This window comes from Rhodoferax ferrireducens T118 (assembly GCF_000013605.1).
Classification (GTDB): Bacteria; Pseudomonadota; Gammaproteobacteria; order Burkholderiales; family Burkholderiaceae_C; genus Rhodoferax; species Rhodoferax ferrireducens.
Genome location: NC_007908.1, coordinates 2,150,340 through 2,169,352, shown reverse-complemented (window position 1 = coordinate 2,169,352; position 19,013 = coordinate 2,150,340). Strand labels below are relative to the sequence as shown.

Genomic DNA, 19,013 nt, shown 5'->3' with positions numbered 1-19,013 from the left:
TGAAAGAGCGCTCCAGAAATTTGAAAACAGAAACGGGGCTTGTCGCCCCGTTTTTTTGATAAATACCGTTTTCAGGCAGCCGTTGGCGCCACATCCGTTTTGACGGCGGGCGTGCCACCACTGCTGCTGTCACTGCCAGCGGGCGGGATACGTGGCGTCCAGTCTTTCGGCGGACGGGGCTCTTTACCGGCCATGATGTCGTCGAGCTGTTCACTGTCAATGGTTTCCCACTCCAGCAAGGCCTTGGCCATGGCGTGCATCTTGTCGCGATTGTCTTCAATGAGCTTGCGCGCCAGGCTGTATTGCTGGTCAATGATGCGGCGCACCTCGGCGTCAACCTTCTGCATGGTCTCTTCGCTCATGGTGGTGGTCTTGGTGACCGAGCGACCCAAAAACACCTCGCCCTCATTCTCGGCATAGACCATCGGACCCAGGGCATCGGTCATGCCATAACGCGTCACCATGTCGCGCGCAATATGGGTAGCACGCTCAAAATCGTTGCTGGCACCGGTGGTCATCTGGTTCATGAACACTTCTTCAGCAATACGACCACCAAACAGCATGCTGATCTGGTGCAGCATGTATTCGCTGTCGTAGCTGTAGCGGTCTTGCGCTGGCAAACTCATGGTGACGCCCAAGGCACGACCACGCGGAATGATGGTCACTTTGTGCACCGGATCGCACTTGGACAACAACTTGCCGATCAACGCGTGACCCGACTCGTGATAAGCCGTGTTCTTGCGCTCGCTTTCGGGCATGACCATGCTCTTGCGCTCCGGGCCCATCAGAATTTTGTCCTTGGCTTTTTCAAAGTCCGCCATCTCAACCGTGCGGGCATTGCGACGTGCCGCCATCAAGGCCGCCTCATTGCACAAATTAGCGAGATCGGCACCCGACATGCCCGGTGTACCGCGTGCGATCACCCCGGCATTGACATCCTGACCCAAGGGCACTTTGCGCATGTGTACATTGAGAATTTGCTCACGGCCCCGAATATCGGGCAGAGTGACATACACCTGCCGGTCGAAGCGGCCCGGCCGCAGCAACGCGGAGTCAAGAATGTCAGGGCGATTGGTGGCAGCCACCACGATCACGCCAACATTGGTCTCAAAACCATCCATCTCCACCAGCATCTGGTTCAGTGTTTGTTCACGCTCGTCATTGCCACCGCCCAAGCCGGCGCCACGTTGCCGACCCACAGCATCAATTTCGTCGATAAAGATAATGCAAGGTGCATTTTTCTTGGCGTTCTCAAACATGTCGCGCACCCGGGAAGCACCGACGCCGACGAACATTTCAACAAAATCAGAACCCGAAATCGAAAAGAACGGAACCTTGGCTTCACCGGCAATGCCTTTGGCCAGCAGCGTCTTGCCAGTGCCCGGTGGGCCCACCAGCAACAGGCCGCGCGGAATGCGCCCACCCAGCTTCTGGAATTTGGCCGGATCTTTCAGAAAGTCAACCACTTCCTTGACTTCTTCCTTGGCCTCGTCACAACCCGCAACATCAGCGAAGGTCACCAAGTTGGTGTTTTCGTCAAGCAGACGTGCCTTGGATTTACCAAAACTGAAGGCCCCACCCTTGCCGCCGCCCTGCATCTGGCGCATAAAGTAAACCCAGACACCGATCAACAAGAGCATCGGCCCCCAACTGACCAGCAGCGTCATGAGCAAAGAACCTTCTTCGCGCGGTTTGACATCAAACTTGACATCATTGGCGATCAAGTCACCCACCAGACCACGGTCCAGGTATGTCGCGGTGGTCCTGACCCTGCGGTCATCGGTCGTCACAGCCACAATTTCAGTACCGCCCTGCCCCTCCTGGATGACAGCGCTCTTGATGCGATTATTTCGAACTTCCTCCAGAAAGTCAGAGTAGCCCAGATACCCGGCGCTCGCAGGCCCACGCGCATCAAACTGCTTGAATACCGTGAAAAGCACAAGAGCAATAACGAGCCAGACGGCAATTTTTGAAAACCACTGATTATTCAAGCGAGGCTCCAAAGGGTGAGCAAATAAGAAGACAGAGATAACTTGGGTTGCATTTTAGGCGTTTCAAGATGCGCCGGACATGGTTTTCTGCCGTTCATCCTCAGACAAAGCATGGGATTCAATGGGGTTTCAAACCCAGACCGACAAGAAAAGTTTCTGACGACTTGTCACGTGAGGCCTTGGGTTTGATCCGCTTGACCAGCAAAAAGGTCTCCTTGAATCGTTTGACCAGTGGGTCGTAGGAAGCGCCATGAAACACTTTTGCCACCAGCGCGCCCTCCGGCTTCATGTGGTTCTGGGCGAATTCAAGCGCCAACTCAACGAGATTCTCAATGCGGGCAGCGTCGGCAGAGTCAATGCCCGACAAGTTGGGGGCCATGTCGGAGAGCACCAGATCGGCTTGGCGCCCCTTCATTTCAGCCTCAAGCTGCAGCAAGACATCGGACTCCCGAAAATCCCCCTGCAGGAAGACGACGCCTTCCACCGGCTCCATCGGCAGGATATCAAGCGCAATGATAGTGCCGTTGAGCGCCCCGACCGCCGCGCCGCCGCCGGTGGCGGTTTTGGGTGACATTTTGCGGCGCACGTACTGGCTCCACGCGCCGGGGGTTGAGCCCAGATCCACCACCAGCTGACCCGGCTTGATCAAACCCAGCGTTTCATCGATTTCCTTGAGCTTGTACGCGGCGCGGGCACGATAACCTTCGAGTTTTGCCAATTTGACGTAGGTGTCATTGACGTGGTCGTTTAACCAGGCCCGATTGACCTTACTGCTTTTAGTTTGGGATTTCATTTTGGCCTTCCTCGCCGATAATATCGATATGTCTCAAATTCAACTGACCCCCGCCCAACGCAAAGAACACCGCTCCGAAGCGCATCACCTTGACCCCGTCGTCATGGTGGGTGGTGACGGGCTCACCGCTGCGGTTAAAAAAGAAGCCGATGCCGCCTTGAACGCACACGGGCTGATCAAGATTCGCGTCTTCTCGGACGATCGGGCCACACGCGAAGCCATGTTTCAGACCCTGGCCGACGAACTGGGCGCCGCACCGATTCAGCATATCGGCAAGCTGCTGGTACTCTGGCGACCGATGCCGGAACGGGAGAAAACAGTTGATGAAGATCGCATGCCCGGCCCACGCGACTTCAAAGTACTGAAATACAGCAAACGCGGCGGCCAGCGTCCCGAAGTCAAGACCTTGCGTGTGCTGGGCAACCAGCGCCTCACTTCGGGGGGCCAGGTGAAGCGTTCCAAACCGAAACAAATCAGCATCAAGAAGCGCAGTCAAACCTGAAGTTCCGAGAACTTGCGGGACAGGTCCCAGCCACACGCATCAAACCTGCCCTTTCTAAGTACGTTGCGACGTCAACTTCCAGAAAGTCGCCCCAGCGCACAACCATTGCAGCAAATACATCGCGCTGCCCACGCTGTGCCACAAGCGCAAATTCTCGCGCGCCACAATGCGGGGCGCCACGGCAAACTCGGCCAGCAGCGCCAGCAGCATCCCTCCCACTATAAAAATAATAGCTGTTTGTTCAATTGGGGCGGGGGCTAGAGCCTGATTTTTCCTTGAACTCATGAGCAGCAGCAAAGCACACACACAGGACACCCCGGTCTGAGCGGCGAACAGGCGTGCCGCCATATTACCCGCCAGCGCCGGGGTCGGCAAAGTCGCAAACAGCAGGGGCACAACCAGGAATCCGATCGTGCTCAGGCTGCCCCACCACAGAGCAGCCGCCCACAACGGCAACCGTGACATCAGCTTAGACGTAGCTCACCGCCACCACTTCATAGTGTTTGATGCCACCCGGCGCCTGCACTTCGGCCGTGTCACCTTGTTCTTTGCCAATCAGCGCCCGGGCAATCGGGCTGCCAATGTTGATCAAGCCCAGTTTGATATCGGCTTCATCTTCGCCGACGATCTGGTAAGTCACGGCTGCGCCGGACGCCTCGTCCTCAAGTTGCACCGTGGCACCAAACACCACCCGGCCTTCCGCATGCAGTTCAACGGGGTCAATGACCTGGCAGACCGAGAGCTTGCCTTCAATCTCCTGAATGCGTCCTTCGATAAAGCCCTGCTTGTCTTTGGCGACCTCGTACTCGGCGTTTTCGCTCAGGTCACCCTGGGCGCGCGCCTCGGCGATGGCGTTGATGACCCAGGGGCGATCAACCGTTTTCAGCTTGTGCAACTCGGCTTTGAGCTTTTCAGCGCCGCGTTTGGTAATAGGAAGGGTAGCCACGTGCTGCTCCGTTAAAGGGAATGGGATATAAAAATAAAACCGCCGAGCGTTACCGTTCGGCGGCATGGACTAAGAGTTCGAGGGGCAACCGTATTTCTGGAAGTTTGCGCAACAGACGGAAGTCACGCGAAACTGGCAAGCTGCGCCCCCAATGGGTTAGATTATGCAGTGATTGTCAGGTCGCATCAAGCACCCGCCAACTGGGCATGCATTTCCTGGATCGAAATAACACTCAGGTCGTCCATGTAGCGCATTCCCTGCACGGCCGCCTCGGCGCCGGCAATGGTCGTGAAGGTGGTTACCCGCCCGAACAAAGCCGAGGTGCGAATATGACGCGAGTCCGCGATCGCATTGCGCCGCTCTTCCACTGTATTGATGACCAGCGCAATTTCCTGGTTCTTGATCATGTCCACAATGTTGGGGCGCCCTTCGGTCACCTTGTTAACCGTGGCACAGCTCACACCGGCCGCGTTGATGGCCAAGGCCGTTCCCTTGGTTGCCAGCAGCGTGAACCCCAGTTCCACCAGATCACGCGCGACCTCAATGACACGGGGTTTGTCGTTGTTTTTGACCGAGATGAACACCTTGCCCGCAGGCTCGCCCGAGGGGGTGCGCGGCCGTGGCAATTTGGTGCCGGCCCCGATTTGAGACTTCACAAAGGCCTCGCCAAAAGTCTTGCCCACGCCCATCACCTCGCCAGTGGACTTCATCTCGGGGCCAAGAATGGTATCAACGCCGGGAAATTTGACAAAGGGGAACACCGCTTCTTTCACGCTGAAATAGGGTGGCGTCACTTCCGTCCCGATGCCCTGAGAGGCGAGCGACTGACCGACCATGCAGCGGGCCGCCACCTTGGCCAACTGAACACCGGTGGCTTTGGACACAAAGGGCACGGTGCGGGACGCTCTTGGATTGACTTCCAGCACAAAAATAACGTCAGCGCCCTCCAGGGTCTGAATGGCGAACTGCACGTTCATCAAGCCGACCACGTTCAAGGCCTCGGCCATGGCCGCCGTTTGCCGCCTGATCTCTGTCACTGTTTCGGCACACAAGCTGTAGGGCGGCAGCGAGCAGGCCGAGTCGCCACTGTGCACGCCCGCCTGTTCAATGTGTTCCATGACGCCGCCGATGAAGGTCTGCCCCTGCGCGTCGCGCACACAGTCCACATCGCACTCAATGGCGTCATTCAAGAAACGGTCCAGCAGCACCGGCGAATCGTGGCTGACCTTGACCGCCTCGCGCATGTAGCGCTCCAGGTCGCGCTGCTCATGCACAATTTCCATGGCCCGGCCACCCAGCACATAGCTCGGTCGCACCACCAGCGGGTAGCCCAGCGCGGCCGCTTTTTCAAGCGCCTCGGGCTCGGTGCGGGCAGTCGCGTTGGCAGGTTGACGAAGCCCGAGTTGATGCAGCAACTTCTGAAAGCGCTCACGGTCTTCGGCGGCGTCAATCATGTCAGGCGAGGTGCCGATGATGGGCACGCCGTTGGCTTCCAGCGCCAACGCCAGTTTGAGTGGTGTCTGGCCCCCGTACTGCACGATCACGCCATAGGGCTTTTCCTTGTCCACAATTTCAAGCACGTCTTCCAGCGTGACCGGCTCGAAATAGAGACGATCCGAGGTGTCGTAGTCGGTCGACACAGTCTCGGGGTTGCAGTTGACCATGATGGTCTCATAGCCGTCCTCGCGCATCGCCAGCGCCGCATGCACACAGCAGTAGTCAAACTCAATGCCCTGGCCAATGCGGTTCGGGCCACCGCCGAGCACCATGATTTTTTTCCGGTCCGTGGGATCGGCCTCGCACTCGCTACCGGTGTCGAACGGGCTGGACGACTCATAGGTCGAGTACAGATACGCCGTGTTGGTGGCGAACTCGGCCGCGCAGGTGTCAACACGCTTATAGACCGGGCGCACACCCAGGGCGTGGCGCTTCTCACGCACAGCCGTGTCGGTGGTCTTGAACTGCTTGGCCAGGCGCCGATCGGAAAATCCTTTTTGCTTCAAAGCGCGCAAGGTCGCGCCGTCCATCGCATCCAGCGCGGAGCCCTGTTCCGGCGCGGGCAAGCGCTCAATCTCCAGCTCAATCTTGACGATCTGCTCAATCTGCACCAGAAACCAACGGTCAATTTTGGTCAGCTCAAACACCTCGTCCACGCTCCAGCCGGCGGCAAACGCGTCGCCCACGTACCAGATACGCTCGGGGCCGGGCTCGCCCAACTCTTTTTCCAGTACTTCACGGTCCTGCGTTTTCTCATTCATGCCATCGACGCCAACTTCGAGGCCACGCAGGGCTTTCTGGAACGACTCCTGAAAGGTGCGCCCCATCGCCATCACTTCACCGACCGATTTCATCTGCGTCGTCAGGCGGCTGTCGGCCGCCGGGAATTTTTCGAACGCGAAACGCGGAATCTTCGTCACCACGTAGTCAATGCTCGGCTCAAAGCTGGCGGGTGTGGCCCCGCCCGTGATGTCATTGCGCAATTCGTCCAGCGTGTAACCGACTGCGAGTTTGGCGGCGATCTTGGCAATCGGAAAACCAGTAGCCTTGGAAGCCAGCGCCGAGGAGCGGCTGACGCGCGGATTCATCTCGATCACCACCATGCGCCCATCTTCGGGGTTGATGGAAAACTGCACGTTGGAGCCACCGGTATCGACGCCGATTTCGCGCAGCACGGCCAGACTGGCGTTGCGCAGAATCTGGTACTCCTTGTCGCTCAGCGTCTGCGCCGGCGCGACCGTGATCGAGTCGCCCGTGTGCACACCCATCGGATCCAGGTTTTCAATGGAACAAATGATGATGCAGTTGTCAGCCTGGTCGCGCACCACCTCCATCTCGTACTCTTTCCAGCCGAGCAGCGATTCTTCAATCAGCAGCTCATTGGTCGGCGACGCCTCCAGACCGCGCTTGCAGATGACTTCGAATTCTTCCGAGTTGTAGGCAATGCCGCCACCAGTGCCGCCCAGCGTGAAACTGGGCCGGATCACGGTCGGGAAACCCACCGTCTTTTGCACGCCCCAGGCTTCTTCCATGCTGTGGGCAATGCCGGAGCGGGCCGAACCCAGACCAATTTTGGTCATGGCGTCCTTGAACTTCAGGCGATCTTCGGCCTTGTCGATGGCCTCGGGCTTGGCGCCAATCAATTCGACGTTGTACTTTTCCAGCACGCCGTGGTGCCACAGGTCGAGCGCACAGTTCAGCGCGGTCTGACCGCCCATGGTCGGCAGGATCGCATCGGGACGCTCCTTGGCGATGATTTTTTCAACCGTCTGCCAGGTGATCGGCTCGATGTAGGTGACGTCCGCCGTGGCCGGGTCGGTCATGATGGTGGCCGGGTTGCTGTTGATCAGAATGACTTTGAAGCCTTCTTCGCGCAACGCCTTGCAGGCCTGCACACCAGAGTAGTCAAACTCGCAAGCCTGGCCGATGATGATCGGGCCGGCGCCAATGATGAGGATGCTTTTGATGTCGGTACGTTTTGGCATATTGTTGACTGCTCTCTCGTTGTCAGGTGCAACCTTGAGGCTGCATCTGCAAATTCATAAACTCAAAAATGGTGTATCAAACTGAATCAGTTCAGGCTGGCTGTGGCCAGTTTGGCCCCAAACCAGACAAACAAACCACCCACCAGGCTGGAGAGCCCGCTTGAGAGCCGCTTGCGCTGGCTGAAGGCTTGCGCCAGCCGGGCACCCGCAAAAATCAGCGCCGTCAGGTAGGCGGCACTGAAGCTCATCAAAATGGCGCTCAAAATCAAAAACGGCACTTCAGGCTGGGCGTAGGCAGGGTCAATGAACTGCACAAAGAACGACAGCAAAAACAAGATCGCCTTTGGGTTGAGCAAGCTGATCAGCAGCGCCCGGCGAAATGGCCGCTGCAAGTGCGCAGCCGCCGCTGCCGGTTTGGGAGCAGGCGCCGCCGCCGTCGACGGCAGAACATCCGCACGCGCGCGCAAGCCAGCGATGGCGCCACGCAGCAAATTCAACCCGACCCAAAACAGATACGCCGCACCGGCGTACTTGACCACCATGAACACGGCCGGATGCGTGCGCAGCAGGCTGGCCGCGCCCAAAGCGGTACACAGCAGCAAAATAGTGTCGCCCACAAACACCCCAAACGCGCCTTGATAGCCGGCACGGACACCGCGCACGGTGGCCACGGACAGCACATACAGCGAGTTGGGCCCAGGCAGCAAAATGATGCCGAAAGCACCGACAACATAAGTCCACAGGTCGGTGACGCCGTAAAAACTCATGCCCTGTGCTCCATCGCCAGCAGGAAACGGTCAAACAGGTAGCCGATATCGTGCGGCCCCGGCGAGGCCTCCGGGTGGCCTTGGAAACAAAACGCCGGTTTGTCGGTGCGCTCCAGCCCCTGCAGCGTGCCGTCGAACAGGCTGATATGGGTGGCACGCAAATGAGTCGGCAACATGTTTTCATCCACCGCAAAACCGTGGTTTTGACTGGTGATGCTGACGCGCCCGCTATCAAGGTCTTTGACCGGATGGTTGGCCCCGTGGTGGCCAAACTTCATTTTGAAGGTCCTGGCACCACTGGCCAGCGCCATGATTTGATGCCCCAGGCAAATGCCAAAGGTCGGAATGCCGGACTCGATCAACTCGGCAACGGCGGCAATGGCGTAGTCGCACGGCTGCGGGTCGCCGGGCCCGTTGCTCAAGAAGATGCCATCGGGCTGGTACTTGAGCGCATCAAACGCAGGGGTCTGCGCTGGCACCACGGTCACCCTGCAACCACGCTCGGCCAACATGCGCAAAATGTTCTTTTTAATGCCAAAGTCGTACGCCACGACATGAAACTTCGGCTTTGTGAGTTCTCCATAACCGGGCTTGCCGCCGAGGACTGGCTGGGACAAGCGCCACTCGGTCTGGGTCCATGCATAGGGCTCTTTGACCGTGACCACCCGGGCCAGATCCAGTCCGGCCATGGCAGGCGCCGCCTGCGCCAGCGCAATGGCCTTGTCGATCAGGCTCTGGGTCACCGCCTCGCCCTGCGCCAAGGCCATGATGCAGCCGTTTTGCGCACCCTGGCTGCGCAACTGGCGCGTCAGCTTGCGGGTATCGATGTTGGCAATCGCCACCGTGCCTTCGCGCACCAGGTAGTCACCCAGGGACATGGTTTGACGGAAATTGGATGCCAGCAGCGGCAAGTCCTTGATGACCAGACCGGCCACATGCACTTTATCGGCCTCAACATCGTCAAAATTGACGCCGTAGTTGCCTATGTGCGGATACGTGAGGGTAACGATTTGCTGGCAGTAGCTCGGGTCTGTGAGGATTTCCTGGTAGCCGGTCATGGCGGTGTTGAACACCACCTCGCCGACGGTGGAGCCGGCGGCTCCAATGGAATGACCAACATAGACTGTGCCGTCTGCGAGCGCCAAGATGGCGGGGGGAACATTTCCCTGTAAAGACAAAAGCACTGGGTTCTCCGGAAGGGGTTTTCGGGTACGCCCACGCCCGCTCAAGATTGAACTCTTGGCTTGCATTGTCGGGAGAATTGGCTTGAGAAGGCGCTAGGCGTACAGGGTGCGATGAGGCCTCCAAGTATAACCGAGGGGCCGTCAGGCAGCGATCACCCCACCAAGGAGGTTGCCGCACTGGCATGCAGGCAAATGGCAGCGGCGGCAGCGACGTTAAGAGACTCTTCACCGCCGGGCTGGGCAATACGCACATGCAAGCGGGCCAGCGCCTCCAACTCGGCGCTGACGCCCTGCCCTTCGTGCCCCAGCGCCCAGGCGCAGGGCATCGGCAGCGCCTGATTGGCGATCGCCTGATGCAAATAGGAGCCCCGATGCGAGCTGGTCACCACGATCGGCACGGCCAGTAGCGCCAGATCAGCCAGCGCCACGCCTTCGATCAATTGCAAACCCCAATGCGCGCCCATACCGGCGCGCAGCACTTTGGGGCTCCACAGCGCAGCCGTACCTTTCAAGGCGATGACTTGTTTGAAGCCGAAGGCTGAGGCACTGCGCAGAATCGATCCGACATTGCCTGCGTCTTGCACCCGGTCCAGAATAACCGACGCCATGACCGGCTGCAAAGCCGCCACCAGCGGCAAATCAAAGACAAAGCCCATCTGGGCGGGTGACTCAAGGCCACTGATCGCCGCGAACAAGGAATCCGGGATAACTATACTTTTTATAGCTGCCTGCGCATATTTCGCGGGGGCTAGAGGCCAAAATGACTCTGAAAAAACACCGATGGCGGGCGTCACATGACGGGCCAGTGCGGCAGCACCCAGGTGCTCACCCTCGGCCCAGAACCGGCCCTGTTTCCGATAGCCGGTGTTATCTTGCGCCAGGCGACGCAGGTCTTTGAGAAAAGCGTTGTCGCGCGACGTGATGTGCTGAACCTCTGGCGCACTCATGGCAGCGCCTCTCGCAACACCTCAGCCACCGGGCCAAAGGTTTTGCGGTGCTGCGGGCAAGCCCCATGCTTTGTCAAGGCCGCCAGGTGCTGCACCGTGCCATAGCCTTTGTGCCGTGCAAAACCATATTGCGGGTACTGCACATCCACCTCGGCGCACCAGCGGTCGCGGTGGACCTTGGCCAGAATCGAGGCGGCCGATATGGCAGCGACCAGTGCGTCGCCTTTGACAATGGCTTCAGCCCGCATGGTCAACACCGGCAGCCGGTTGCCATCCACCAGCACCAGTGCGGGCTTAAGCCGCAGACCCTCAACCGCCCGGCGCATCGCGAGCAGCGTGGCTTGCAGAATGTTGAGTCGCTCAATTTCCTCCACGCTGGCCTGGGCAATGCAGCAGCACAGAGCTTTGGCACGAATCTCGTCAAACAACTGCTCGCGACGCCGCGCGCTGAGTATCTTGGAATCCGCCAAACCTTTGATCGGCTGCAGGTCGTCCAGGATCACGGCGGCGGCCACCACGGGGCCCGCCAGCGGGCCGCGCCCGGCCTCGTCCACCCCGGCGACCAATCCAGCAACATCCCACAGGAGCGATGCCTGTTTGATGGATGGCGTGTGAAGCACGGCTTGTTCAGCCTTGGAGGACTTGCTGGATCGCATGGGCGGCCAATCGAGGAGTGTCGCGCTGCAACTCTGTGTGCAGGGCGGTGAATTTTTGTTGCAGAGCCGCTATTTTCGCAGGATGCGATGCCTTGGCATCGATCCAGAGCAACACCGCGTCAGCCAGCGCTTGTGCTGTGGCAGCGTCTTGCAGCAATTCGGGCACGACAAAATCCTGGCACAAAATATTGGGCAAACCGACCCAGGGCTGCAACTGTTTGCGCCGCATGATCTGCCAGGAGAGCCAACCCATGCGGTAGGCGATCACCATCGGACGCTTGAACAGGGCCGCTTCCAGCGTGGCAGTGCCACTGGCGATCAAGGTGACATCACAAGCCGCCAGCACCGTGTGCGACTGGCCCGCAATGATTTGCAGATGCGCCTGCATGCCGCTGGCACGGGCGGCGTGCTCAATGCCTGCCCTCAACGCTGGAATGGCAGGAACTATAAATTTAATAGCTGGATGCGCTTTGTTGATAAGGGCTGCAGCCTGAAAGAACCTTAAAGCCAGATGATTGATTTCAGATTGACGACTGCCGGGCAAGATCGCGACAACTTGGTCCCCATCGGCCAGTCCCAAGGCGGCACGCGCAGCCGATCGATCGGGCTCCATCGGAATCACGTTGGCCAATGGGTGCCCAACGTAGGTCGCGGCGATGCCGTGCCGGGCCAGCAGAGCGGGCTCGAACGGGAAAATACACAACACATGGTCGACACTGCGGCGAATCTTCTCTACCCGCTCAGGGCGCCAGGCCCAGATGGACGGTGACACAAAATGCACGGTCTTGATGCCCTGGGCTTTCAGGTCTTGCTCCAGATCCAGGTTGAAGTCGGGCGCATCCACACCAATGAAGACATCGGGCTGCTGCCGCAGCAGCCGGGTTTTGAGTTGGCGGCGAATACCTACAATCTCGCGGTAGCGGCGCAGCACCTCCCAACCAAAGCCATGCACCGAGAGTTTGTCATGCCCCCACCAGGCCACCAGGCCACGGCGCGCCATCTGAGGGCCGCCGATGCCGACTGCGGTCATAAGTGGCCATTGCTCCCGCAGACCATCCAGCAGCAAACCCGCAAGCAGATCACCCGAGGTTTCGCCGGCCACCAGCGCCACCTGGAGATGTTGGCTAATTTGATTTGCCATCCAGGCTTCAGCGCGCTTTTGATTCAGCGCACAATGCCACGCTGGGGCGACGTTTGCTCCAAAAATAAGAGCATCATCTCCACATCTGGCAGGGACTCAGGGCTATTTTTCACCAAATCCGCAATGCGCTCACGCGCCAGCTGTAGCGTCAGACTCTCGCGATACAGGGCTTTGTGCATGGCTTTGACGACAGCAATACGCTCTGGCGAAAAACCACGACGGCGCAGTCCTTCATAGTTCATGGAGCGGGCCTGCGCCGGCTGGCCCTGACACATGACGAACGGCGGCAAATCGGCCAACAACACCGTGCACAGGGCCGTCATGCTGTGGGCGCCAATCTTCACAAACTGATGCACCACGGTGAAGCCGCCCAGAATCGCCCAGTCTCCCACATGGACGTGGCCCGCCAACTGGGAATTGTTGGCAAATATGGTCTTGTTGCCGACGACGCAATCGTGCGCAAGGTGCACATAGGCCATCAGCCAGTTGTCATCGCCGACGCGGGTTACACCCAGATCCCCTGGCGAGCCAATGTTGAAGGTGCAGAACTCGCGAATGGTGTTGCGGTCGCCAATGACCAGTTCACAGGGTTCTCCGGCGTACTTCTTGTCTTGCGGAATAGCACCCAAAGAGCTGAATTGGAAAATGCGGTTGTCGCGTCCGATCGTGGTGTGTCCTTCAATCACGCAATGCGGACCAATGGTGGTCCCCGCCCCCACCTTGACGTTGGGGCCAATCAGGCTGTAGGGGCCAACGGTCACCGAGCTGTCCAGCTGGGCCTGGGAATCGACAATCGCCGTGGCATGAATGGTTGTCAAACCAACACCTTCAGGCTATTTTGCGCACAGCGCAGGTCAACTCGGCTTCCACTGCGAGTTCATTGTCCACCAGGGCGCGCGCCTTGAACTTGAAAATGCCCGCCTTCATGCGCACCAACTCAACTTCAAGAATCAGTTGATCGCCAGGCTCCACCGGACGCTTGAAGCGCACGCCATCCATGCCGGCAAAATAGTAAACAGAATCCTCGTCTGGCGTCGTATCGATCGCGTCAAACGCCAGCAGCGCGGCGGCCTGCGCCAGGGCTTCAAGCATCAACACGCCCGGCATCACCGGCCGATAGGGAAAATGGCCTTGAAAAAAAGGCTCATTGATGGTGACATTTTTCACCGCCCGGATGCTCTTACCCTTGTCAATCGCCAGCACCCGATCCACCAGCAGGAAGGGGTAACGGTGTGGCAGTTGCTTGAGAATTTTATAAATGTCCATGGTATTTCTATTCAATTGGGGACCCAGCTTGTTCGCTTCGTGTCACTACGGTCTGTCCCGCAAGGTTTTTATTTAGTTGAGGACAGAGCTTGTTCACTGCGTGTAACTACGGTCTGTCCCGCAAAGTCATTAGTTTATCTTCCAGCGCCCGAATGCGGTCGCGCAAACTGTGCAGTTGTTTCAGTGACGCAGCATTTTTTTCCCAGGCGGCATTGTCATCAATCGGGAACATGCCCGTGTAGTGACCGGGCTTGCGAAGCGAGCGGGTGACCACTGTGGCCGCCGAGATGTTGACACCATCGGCCAGCGTCAGATGTCCCAGCACAATGGCACCGCCGCCCAGGGTGCAATGAGCGCCAATGGTGGCGCTGCCAGCCACACCGGCGCAACCGGCCATCGCGGTATGTTTTCCAACGTGTACGTTGTGGCCGATCTGTATCAAGTTGTCGAGCTTGACGCCGTCTTCAATCACCGTGTCTTGCAAGGCGCCGCGGTCAATGCAGGTATTGGCGCCAATTTCAACGTCGTTGCCGATGCGAACCGCACCGAGTTGTTCAATTTTTTCCCACGCCCCTGCATGGGGCGCAAAACCAAAACCATCGGCACCGATCACAACGCCTGAATGCAGCAGACAACGCTCGCCGATGACACAGTTTTCACCCACCGTCACGCGCGACTTGAGCACCGTATCGGCACCCACGCTGGCGCCACTCTCAATCACGCACAGGGCGCCAATGCAGGCGCGCGGGTGCACAAAAGCCTCAGGGTCAATCACAGCGCTCGGGTGAATCTGCGGCCGTACCGTCCGCGGCAGACTCTTTTTCCAGAGTTGCGTGACACGGGCAAAGTACAGATAAGGTTGCTCGGTCACGATGCAAGCCCCGCGCGCCAGCGCCACTCCTCGCATTTCCGGGCTGACGATGACACAAGCGGCTCTGGAGGCCGCCAATTGGTTCTGGTACTTGGGGTGGCTGAGAAAACTCAACTGTTGTGGCGTTGCGCTTTCAAGTGGCGCCAAGCCCTCGATTTTGAGACTTGCATCGCCCTGCAAATCTCCGCCAAGCAATTCGACAATCGAACCTAGAAGCAGCGTCACACGTCACTTGCCTGAGGCACCGCTATTTAACGCCGTTCGAATTCAGGACCTTGAGGACTTTGTCGGTGATATCCAGTCTTGGATTGACATACACCGCGTCCTGCAGAATCAGGTCGTATTTTTCGGCTTCAGCCACCTGCTTCACCACTTTGTTGGCGCGCTCAATCACCTGCTGCAACTCTTCGTTTTTGCGGGCATTCAGATCTTCCTGAAATTCACGACGTTTGCGCTGGAAGTCACGATCCTGCTCCACCAACTGCTTTTGCCGCGTGGTGCGCTGCCCCGCCGACAAAGTAGGAGCTTCACGGTCAAAGGTGTCAGCCAGCGTCTTCAACGCAGCCCCCAGATCAATGATCTCTTTTTCGCGCTTGGAAAACTCCTGCTCAAGCTTGAGTTGGGCCGACTTGGCCGTACTCGCCTCCTTGAAAATCCGGTCGGTACTGACGAATCCGATCCTGAACTCCTGGGCTTGAGCCTGCATTTGGGCCGATACCAGCAGGCCGCCGAACAGAATACTGGCAAAACTGCGACGTAGAAGATAGTTCATTAGAAAGTCGTTCCAATTTGAAATTGCATGGTCTGGATTTTATCGCCTTCGAACTTTTTGATGGGCTTGGCAATCGCCAGTCGCAACGGACCGACCGGCGATATCCAGCTGACGCCCACCCCGACTGATGAGCGCAGGCTGCCCGCATTTTCATTGACCGCGCCCGAACCCGACACACTGCCAACATCAAGGAACGCAAACATCCGCAAGGTCCTGTCATTGCCGGCGCCGGGAAAGGGGGAAAGTATTTCGGCGTTCAAATTCACCTTTTTGGTACCACCCAGGACGGTTCCTGTGCTGTCCTTCGGTCCCAGACTGCCCTGTTCAAAACCCCGCACCGACCCCAAACCGCCCCCGTAGAAATTTTTAAACACTGGATAAGTTTTATCGCCGACGGCCGCACCCAAGCCCAATTCGCCGTTAAACGCAGCCGTGAACTGCTTGTTGAGCGGTATGTATTCTTGGTACTGATAAGTGGCACGCACATAACGAAGGTCGCCTGCAACGGACCACTCGGCATTCGCTCGTTGATAACGACCAGAGTTCGGCGCCAATGCACTGTCACGCCGATCACGCGACCAGCCCACCGTCAACGGAATCGCCACGTTGTCATGGTCAACGTAAGGGAGGTACGAATTTGGCAGCAGAGTACCGGGCGTGATCGTCGTCTTCTCGGCGCCAGCCCCAAAATAAACGGTATCCGTCTCGGTGAAAGGAACGCCAAAGCGCAAACTGCCGCCGGAGGTCACCACCTTGTAATAGCTTGTATCCTGATACGGACTGCTGGTCCGATGGTAGACATCAATGGTTCTGGACACACCGTCCGCCGTGAAATAGGGGTCGGTGGTGTTGAAAACGATGACCCGGTTGATCTTGCTGGTGTTGACTTGCACACCCAAGGAGTTACCCGAACCAAAGGCGTTTTCCTGCTTCAAACCAAAGGAAAGCCCGAGCCCATCGGCACTTGAAAAGCCAGCACCCAGACTCAGGCTACCGGTCGGTTTTTCAACAACATTGATGCTCAGGTCAACCTGATCCGGTGACCCGGCTACTTCCTGGGTTTCGATACCCACCTCACTGAAGTAGCCCAGGCGATCCACGCGGTCGCGTGACAGCTTGATCTTGTCGGCGTCGTACCAGGATGCCTCAAATTGCCGAAACTCCCGGCGCACCACCACATCACGCGTGCGACTGTTGCCTGCTACATTGATTTTGCGCACATAGGCCCGCCGCGACGGCTCTGCCTGCAGGACCAGGGCGACACGGTTGTTGACGCGATCGATGTCAGGGCGCGCCTGCACCCGCGCAAAAGCAAAGCCGAAATTGCCGAAATAGTCGGTGAACGCCTTCGTGGTCTTGGCAACTTCATCGGCGTTATAGGCCTGCCCCGGTCGAATTGTCACCAACGACTTGAACTCGTCGTCTTTGCCCAGAAAATTACCTTCAAGCTTGACGCCACTCACGATAAAGCGCTCACCTTCGGTGATGTTGATCGTGATGGAAATATCCGTCTTATTAGGCAAAATCGCCACCTGCGTTGAGTCCACTTTGAACTCCAGATAACCCCGTGTCAGGTAATAAGAACGCAGGGTTTCAATATCAGCATTGAGTTTGGCACGTGAATAACGATCCGACTTGGTGTACCAGCTCAGCCAGCCACCGGTGTCCAGATCAAACAGGCCACGCAAGGTTGACTCGCCAAAAACATGGTTGCCAACGATCCGAATTTCGCTGATCTTTGCCGCCTCGCCCTCGGTGACAGTAAACGTCAGGTTGACCCGGTTGCGTTCAATCGGCGTCACCGTCGTCACCACTTCTGCGGCATACAGGCTGCGATTGATGTATTGCCGTTTGAGTTCCTGTTCAGCGCGGTCAAGCTGGGCTTTGTCAAACGGGCGGCCATCAGCCAGGCCGATATCACGCAAGGCTTTTTTGAGGACGTCCTTGTCAAACTCTTTGGTGCCGACAAACTCAACCTCCGCAACGGTGGGCCGCTCCTCGACCACAATCACCAACACGTCACCACTGACCTCAATGCGGACGTCCTTGAACAGACCCAGCGCAAAAAGTGTCCGGATTGCGGAAGAGCCCACTTCGTCGTTATAGACGTCGCCGACGCGAACCGGCAGCGACACGAAAACAGTGCCTGGCTCCACCCGCTGCAAGCCCTCAATACGAATATCGCGCACAGTGAAAGGACTGACCGCCCAGGCCGTGCCGGCCACAAAAACCAGAGACGCGACGGCGGATACGGTGCGCAGAGCAAAGCGATTGAATTGCATTTTTAGTATTAAAAAAATCAAGCCGATGTTGAATGTCAACACCAGACATTTAGCCAAATAAGCGGGTGATGTCGTTAAAGAGGGCAATCGACATCAGAAGAAACAGGATGGCAACGCCACCCCGCTGCAAAGTCTCCATCCAGGCATCCGGAACCGGTTTGCCCGTCACGCCTTCCCAAAGATAATACATCAGGTGACCACCGTCCAAAACCGGCAGCGGCAGCAAATTCAAAACGCCCAAGCTGACACTGATCAAGGCCAGGAACAGCAAGTACTGCGTCAGTCCCATGGCAGCGGATTTGCCGGCGTAGTCCGCAATTGTCAAAGGACCGCTGAGGTTTTTGACTGAAGCCTCGCCAATCAACATCTTGCCCATCATTCTGAGCGTCAAGAGAGAGACATCCCAAGTATGCGTCACGCCGCGCCACAAACCGTCGACAGCGCCATAGCGCACCGTCACCAGCTCCGGCATGGCCCCAACATAGGCGCCGATTCTCCCCACCAACAACTCTCCGTCTTGTCGAGTCTCGGGCGTGACGATGATTTCAAGTTCGATTCCGGCCCGGTCAATTTTCCAGGTGGCTGGGACGGTTCGGCCGTTCACGATCGATGCGCGAATCAGCCGACGCAATTGCTGGCCGTCCACCACCGGCACCGACCCGACCTGGCGCACCACATCACCATCGCGCAAACCAGCTTTGTCGGCCGCGGCGCCCACGGTGACCTCGCCAATGACAGGACGGGTGTACGGGCCCACGACCCCGATTCTGCGAAACAAGTCCGCATTGGCCTCGCTGGCATCCATGGCCGAGAGCTTCAGCAGCACGTCGCTTGTCGTCGTACGTCCCGGCCCCGTCAGCTCCAGTCGCACGTCTTGCCCTTCCAGCGCCCCCCGGGTCAAGAACCAGCGCAGGTCTTCAAACGACGCCACGCTCTTCATTTCGTCGTCGGCAAAGCCGGCACGCTGGACCCGCTCACCGCCCGCCAATCCGGCCTGCTGCGCAATCGAACCCGCCTCGGGGCTGGCCAGTATCGCTGCCGGATATTGCACGCCGCTCCAGTTCACCACCGCGTACAACAACACCGCGAGCAGCAAATTGGCCACCGGGCCCGCCGCCACAATGGCGACGCGCGAACGCAAAGGCTGGTTGTTGAATGCCAGATGCCGCTCACCCTCGGGCACCGGTGCCTCGCGCTCATCCAGCATCTTGACGTAGCCGCCCAGCGGAAAAGCGCACAGCGCAAATTCGGTCGATGAACCCTTGCGCTGCCATTGATACAAGGTCTTGCCAAATCCAATGGAAAAACGCAGCACTTTGACACCACAAGCCACGGCCACCCGGTAGTGGCCATACTCATGGATGGCGATCAAAACACCAAGGGCAAGTACAAAGGCGGCAAGAGTCAGCATGC

General features: G+C 58.1%; 17 protein-coding genes. 1 reads left to right on the top strand and 16 read right to left on the bottom strand.

The window, feature by feature from the left end; genetic code table 11:
- Nucleotides 1–71: 71 nt before the first annotated feature.
- Both ftsH and RFER_RS10160 read right to left on the bottom strand, forming a co-directional pair.
- Entirely contained in the window at nt 72–1,991 is a 1,920-nt protein-coding gene (gene ftsH / locus RFER_RS10165) for an ATP-dependent zinc metalloprotease FtsH (protein WP_011464304.1), read from the bottom strand.
- A 118-nt stretch (nt 1,992–2,109) separates the two neighbouring features.
- On the bottom strand, nt 2,110–2,784 hold the full coding sequence (locus tag RFER_RS10160; RefSeq protein WP_011464303.1) for an RlmE family RNA methyltransferase: 675 nt from the start codon (nt 2,782–2,784) through the stop codon (nt 2,110–2,112).
- 28 nt (nt 2,785–2,812) lie between these two features.
- Here RFER_RS10160 and RFER_RS10155 point away from each other — a divergent pair, with 28 nt between their 5' ends.
- A complete protein-coding gene (locus RFER_RS10155) occupies nt 2,813–3,286 on the top strand; it encodes a YhbY family RNA-binding protein (RefSeq protein ID WP_011464302.1) in 474 nt (157 codons plus the stop codon).
- Nucleotides 3,287–3,340: 54 nt separating this feature from the next.
- On the opposite strand, the gene RFER_RS10150 is transcribed toward RFER_RS10155, so the two are convergent.
- The 14 genes from RFER_RS10150 to rseP form a co-directional block, all read right to left on the bottom strand.
- Nucleotides 3,341–3,751 carry a DUF4149 domain-containing protein gene (locus RFER_RS10150; protein WP_011464301.1) on the bottom strand — a complete coding sequence of 137 codons (411 nt, stop codon included), beginning with the start codon at nt 3,749–3,751 and terminating at the stop codon, nt 3,341–3,343.
- A 4-nt stretch (nt 3,752–3,755) separates the two neighbouring features.
- Complete coding sequence (gene greA, locus RFER_RS10145; protein ID WP_041790533.1) at nt 3,756–4,232, bottom strand: transcription elongation factor GreA; 477 nt, start codon at nt 4,230–4,232, stop codon at nt 3,756–3,758.
- Nucleotides 4,233–4,417: 185 nt separating this feature from the next.
- Nucleotides 4,418–7,714 carry a carbamoyl-phosphate synthase large subunit gene (gene carB, locus RFER_RS10140; protein ID WP_011464299.1) on the bottom strand — a complete coding sequence of 1,099 codons (3,297 nt, stop codon included), beginning with the start codon at nt 7,712–7,714 and terminating at the stop codon, nt 4,418–4,420.
- An 86-nt stretch (nt 7,715–7,800) separates the two neighbouring features.
- A complete protein-coding gene (gene leuE, locus RFER_RS10135) occupies nt 7,801–8,481 on the bottom strand; it encodes a leucine efflux protein LeuE (RefSeq protein ID WP_011464298.1) in 681 nt (226 codons plus the stop codon).
- Complete coding sequence (carA, locus tag RFER_RS10130) at nt 8,478–9,665, bottom strand: glutamine-hydrolyzing carbamoyl-phosphate synthase small subunit (RefSeq protein ID WP_041790530.1); 1,188 nt, start codon at nt 9,663–9,665, stop codon at nt 8,478–8,480. The genes leuE and carA overlap by 4 nt, the downstream gene beginning before the upstream one ends.
- 152 nt (nt 9,666–9,817) lie before the next feature.
- On the bottom strand, nt 9,818–10,612 hold the full coding sequence (locus RFER_RS10125; protein WP_011464296.1) for a TrmH family RNA methyltransferase: 795 nt from the start codon (nt 10,610–10,612) through the stop codon (nt 9,818–9,820).
- On the bottom strand, nt 10,609–11,268 hold the full coding sequence (gene rnhB / locus RFER_RS10120) for a ribonuclease HII (RefSeq protein WP_049765639.1): 660 nt from the start codon (nt 11,266–11,268) through the stop codon (nt 10,609–10,611). Before rnhB ends, RFER_RS10125 begins: the two co-directional genes overlap by 4 nt.
- Nucleotides 11,240–12,409 carry a lipid-A-disaccharide synthase gene (gene lpxB, locus RFER_RS10115; RefSeq protein WP_011464294.1) on the bottom strand — a complete coding sequence of 390 codons (1,170 nt, stop codon included), beginning with the start codon at nt 12,407–12,409 and terminating at the stop codon, nt 11,240–11,242. Before lpxB ends, rnhB begins: the two co-directional genes overlap by 29 nt.
- A gap of 23 nt (nt 12,410–12,432) precedes the next feature.
- A complete protein-coding gene (gene lpxA, locus RFER_RS10110) occupies nt 12,433–13,227 on the bottom strand; it encodes an acyl-ACP--UDP-N-acetylglucosamine O-acyltransferase (RefSeq protein ID WP_011464293.1) in 795 nt (264 codons plus the stop codon).
- 10 nt (nt 13,228–13,237) lie between these two features.
- Nucleotides 13,238–13,675, bottom strand: a complete 438-nt coding sequence (fabZ, locus tag RFER_RS10105; RefSeq protein WP_041790528.1) for a 3-hydroxyacyl-ACP dehydratase FabZ — start codon at nt 13,673–13,675, stop codon at nt 13,238–13,240.
- 106 nt (nt 13,676–13,781) lie between these two features.
- Nucleotides 13,782–14,771 carry a UDP-3-O-(3-hydroxymyristoyl)glucosamine N-acyltransferase gene (gene lpxD / locus RFER_RS10100; RefSeq protein WP_011464291.1) on the bottom strand — a complete coding sequence of 330 codons (990 nt, stop codon included), beginning with the start codon at nt 14,769–14,771 and terminating at the stop codon, nt 13,782–13,784.
- Nucleotides 14,772–14,793: 22 nt separating this feature from the next.
- A complete protein-coding gene (locus RFER_RS10095; RefSeq protein ID WP_011464290.1) occupies nt 14,794–15,318 on the bottom strand; it encodes an OmpH family outer membrane protein in 525 nt (174 codons plus the stop codon).
- Nucleotides 15,318–17,600 (bottom strand): outer membrane protein assembly factor BamA, encoded by a 2,283-nt coding sequence (bamA, locus tag RFER_RS10090; protein WP_041790525.1) that lies wholly within the window; start codon nt 17,598–17,600, stop codon nt 15,318–15,320. The genes RFER_RS10095 and bamA overlap by 1 nt, the downstream gene beginning before the upstream one ends.
- Nucleotides 17,601–17,649: 49 nt before the next feature.
- Nucleotides 17,650–19,011, bottom strand: coding sequence for an RIP metalloprotease RseP (gene rseP / locus RFER_RS10085; RefSeq protein WP_011464288.1), 1,362 nt, complete (start codon nt 19,009–19,011; stop codon nt 17,650–17,652).
- Nucleotides 19,012–19,013 lie beyond the last annotated feature (2 nt).

Coding starts and splice junctions, on each gene's coding strand:
- RFER_RS10160 (WP_011464303.1), bottom strand. CDS start 2,784: ATGAAATCCCAAACTAAAAGCAGTAAGGTCAATCGGGCCTGGTTAAAC.
- RFER_RS10155 (WP_011464302.1), top strand. CDS start 2,813: ATGTCTCAAATTCAACTGACCCCCGCCCAACGCAAAGAACACCGCTCC.
- RFER_RS10150 (WP_011464301.1), bottom strand. CDS start 3,751: ATGTCACGGTTGCCGTTGTGGGCGGCTGCTCTGTGGTGGGGCAGCCTG.
- carB (WP_011464299.1), bottom strand. CDS start 7,714: ATGCCAAAACGTACCGACATCAAAAGCATCCTCATCATTGGCGCCGGC.
- leuE (WP_011464298.1), bottom strand. CDS start 8,481: ATGAGTTTTTACGGCGTCACCGACCTGTGGACTTATGTTGTCGGTGCT.
- RFER_RS10125 (WP_011464296.1), bottom strand. CDS start 10,612: ATGAGTGCGCCAGAGGTTCAGCACATCACGTCGCGCGACAACGCTTTT.
- rnhB (WP_049765639.1), bottom strand. CDS start 11,268: ATGCGATCCAGCAAGTCCTCCAAGGCTGAACAAGCCGTGCTTCACACG.
- lpxB (WP_011464294.1), bottom strand. CDS start 12,409: ATGGCAAATCAAATTAGCCAACATCTCCAGGTGGCGCTGGTGGCCGGC.
- fabZ (WP_041790528.1), bottom strand. CDS start 13,675: ATGGACATTTATAAAATTCTCAAGCAACTGCCACACCGTTACCCCTTC.
- RFER_RS10095 (WP_011464290.1), bottom strand. CDS start 15,318: ATGAACTATCTTCTACGTCGCAGTTTTGCCAGTATTCTGTTCGGCGGC.
- bamA (WP_041790525.1), bottom strand. CDS start 17,600: ATGCAATTCAATCGCTTTGCTCTGCGCACCGTATCCGCCGTCGCGTCT.
- rseP (WP_011464288.1), bottom strand. CDS start 19,011: ATGCTGACTCTTGCCGCCTTTGTACTTGCCCTTGGTGTTTTGATCGCC.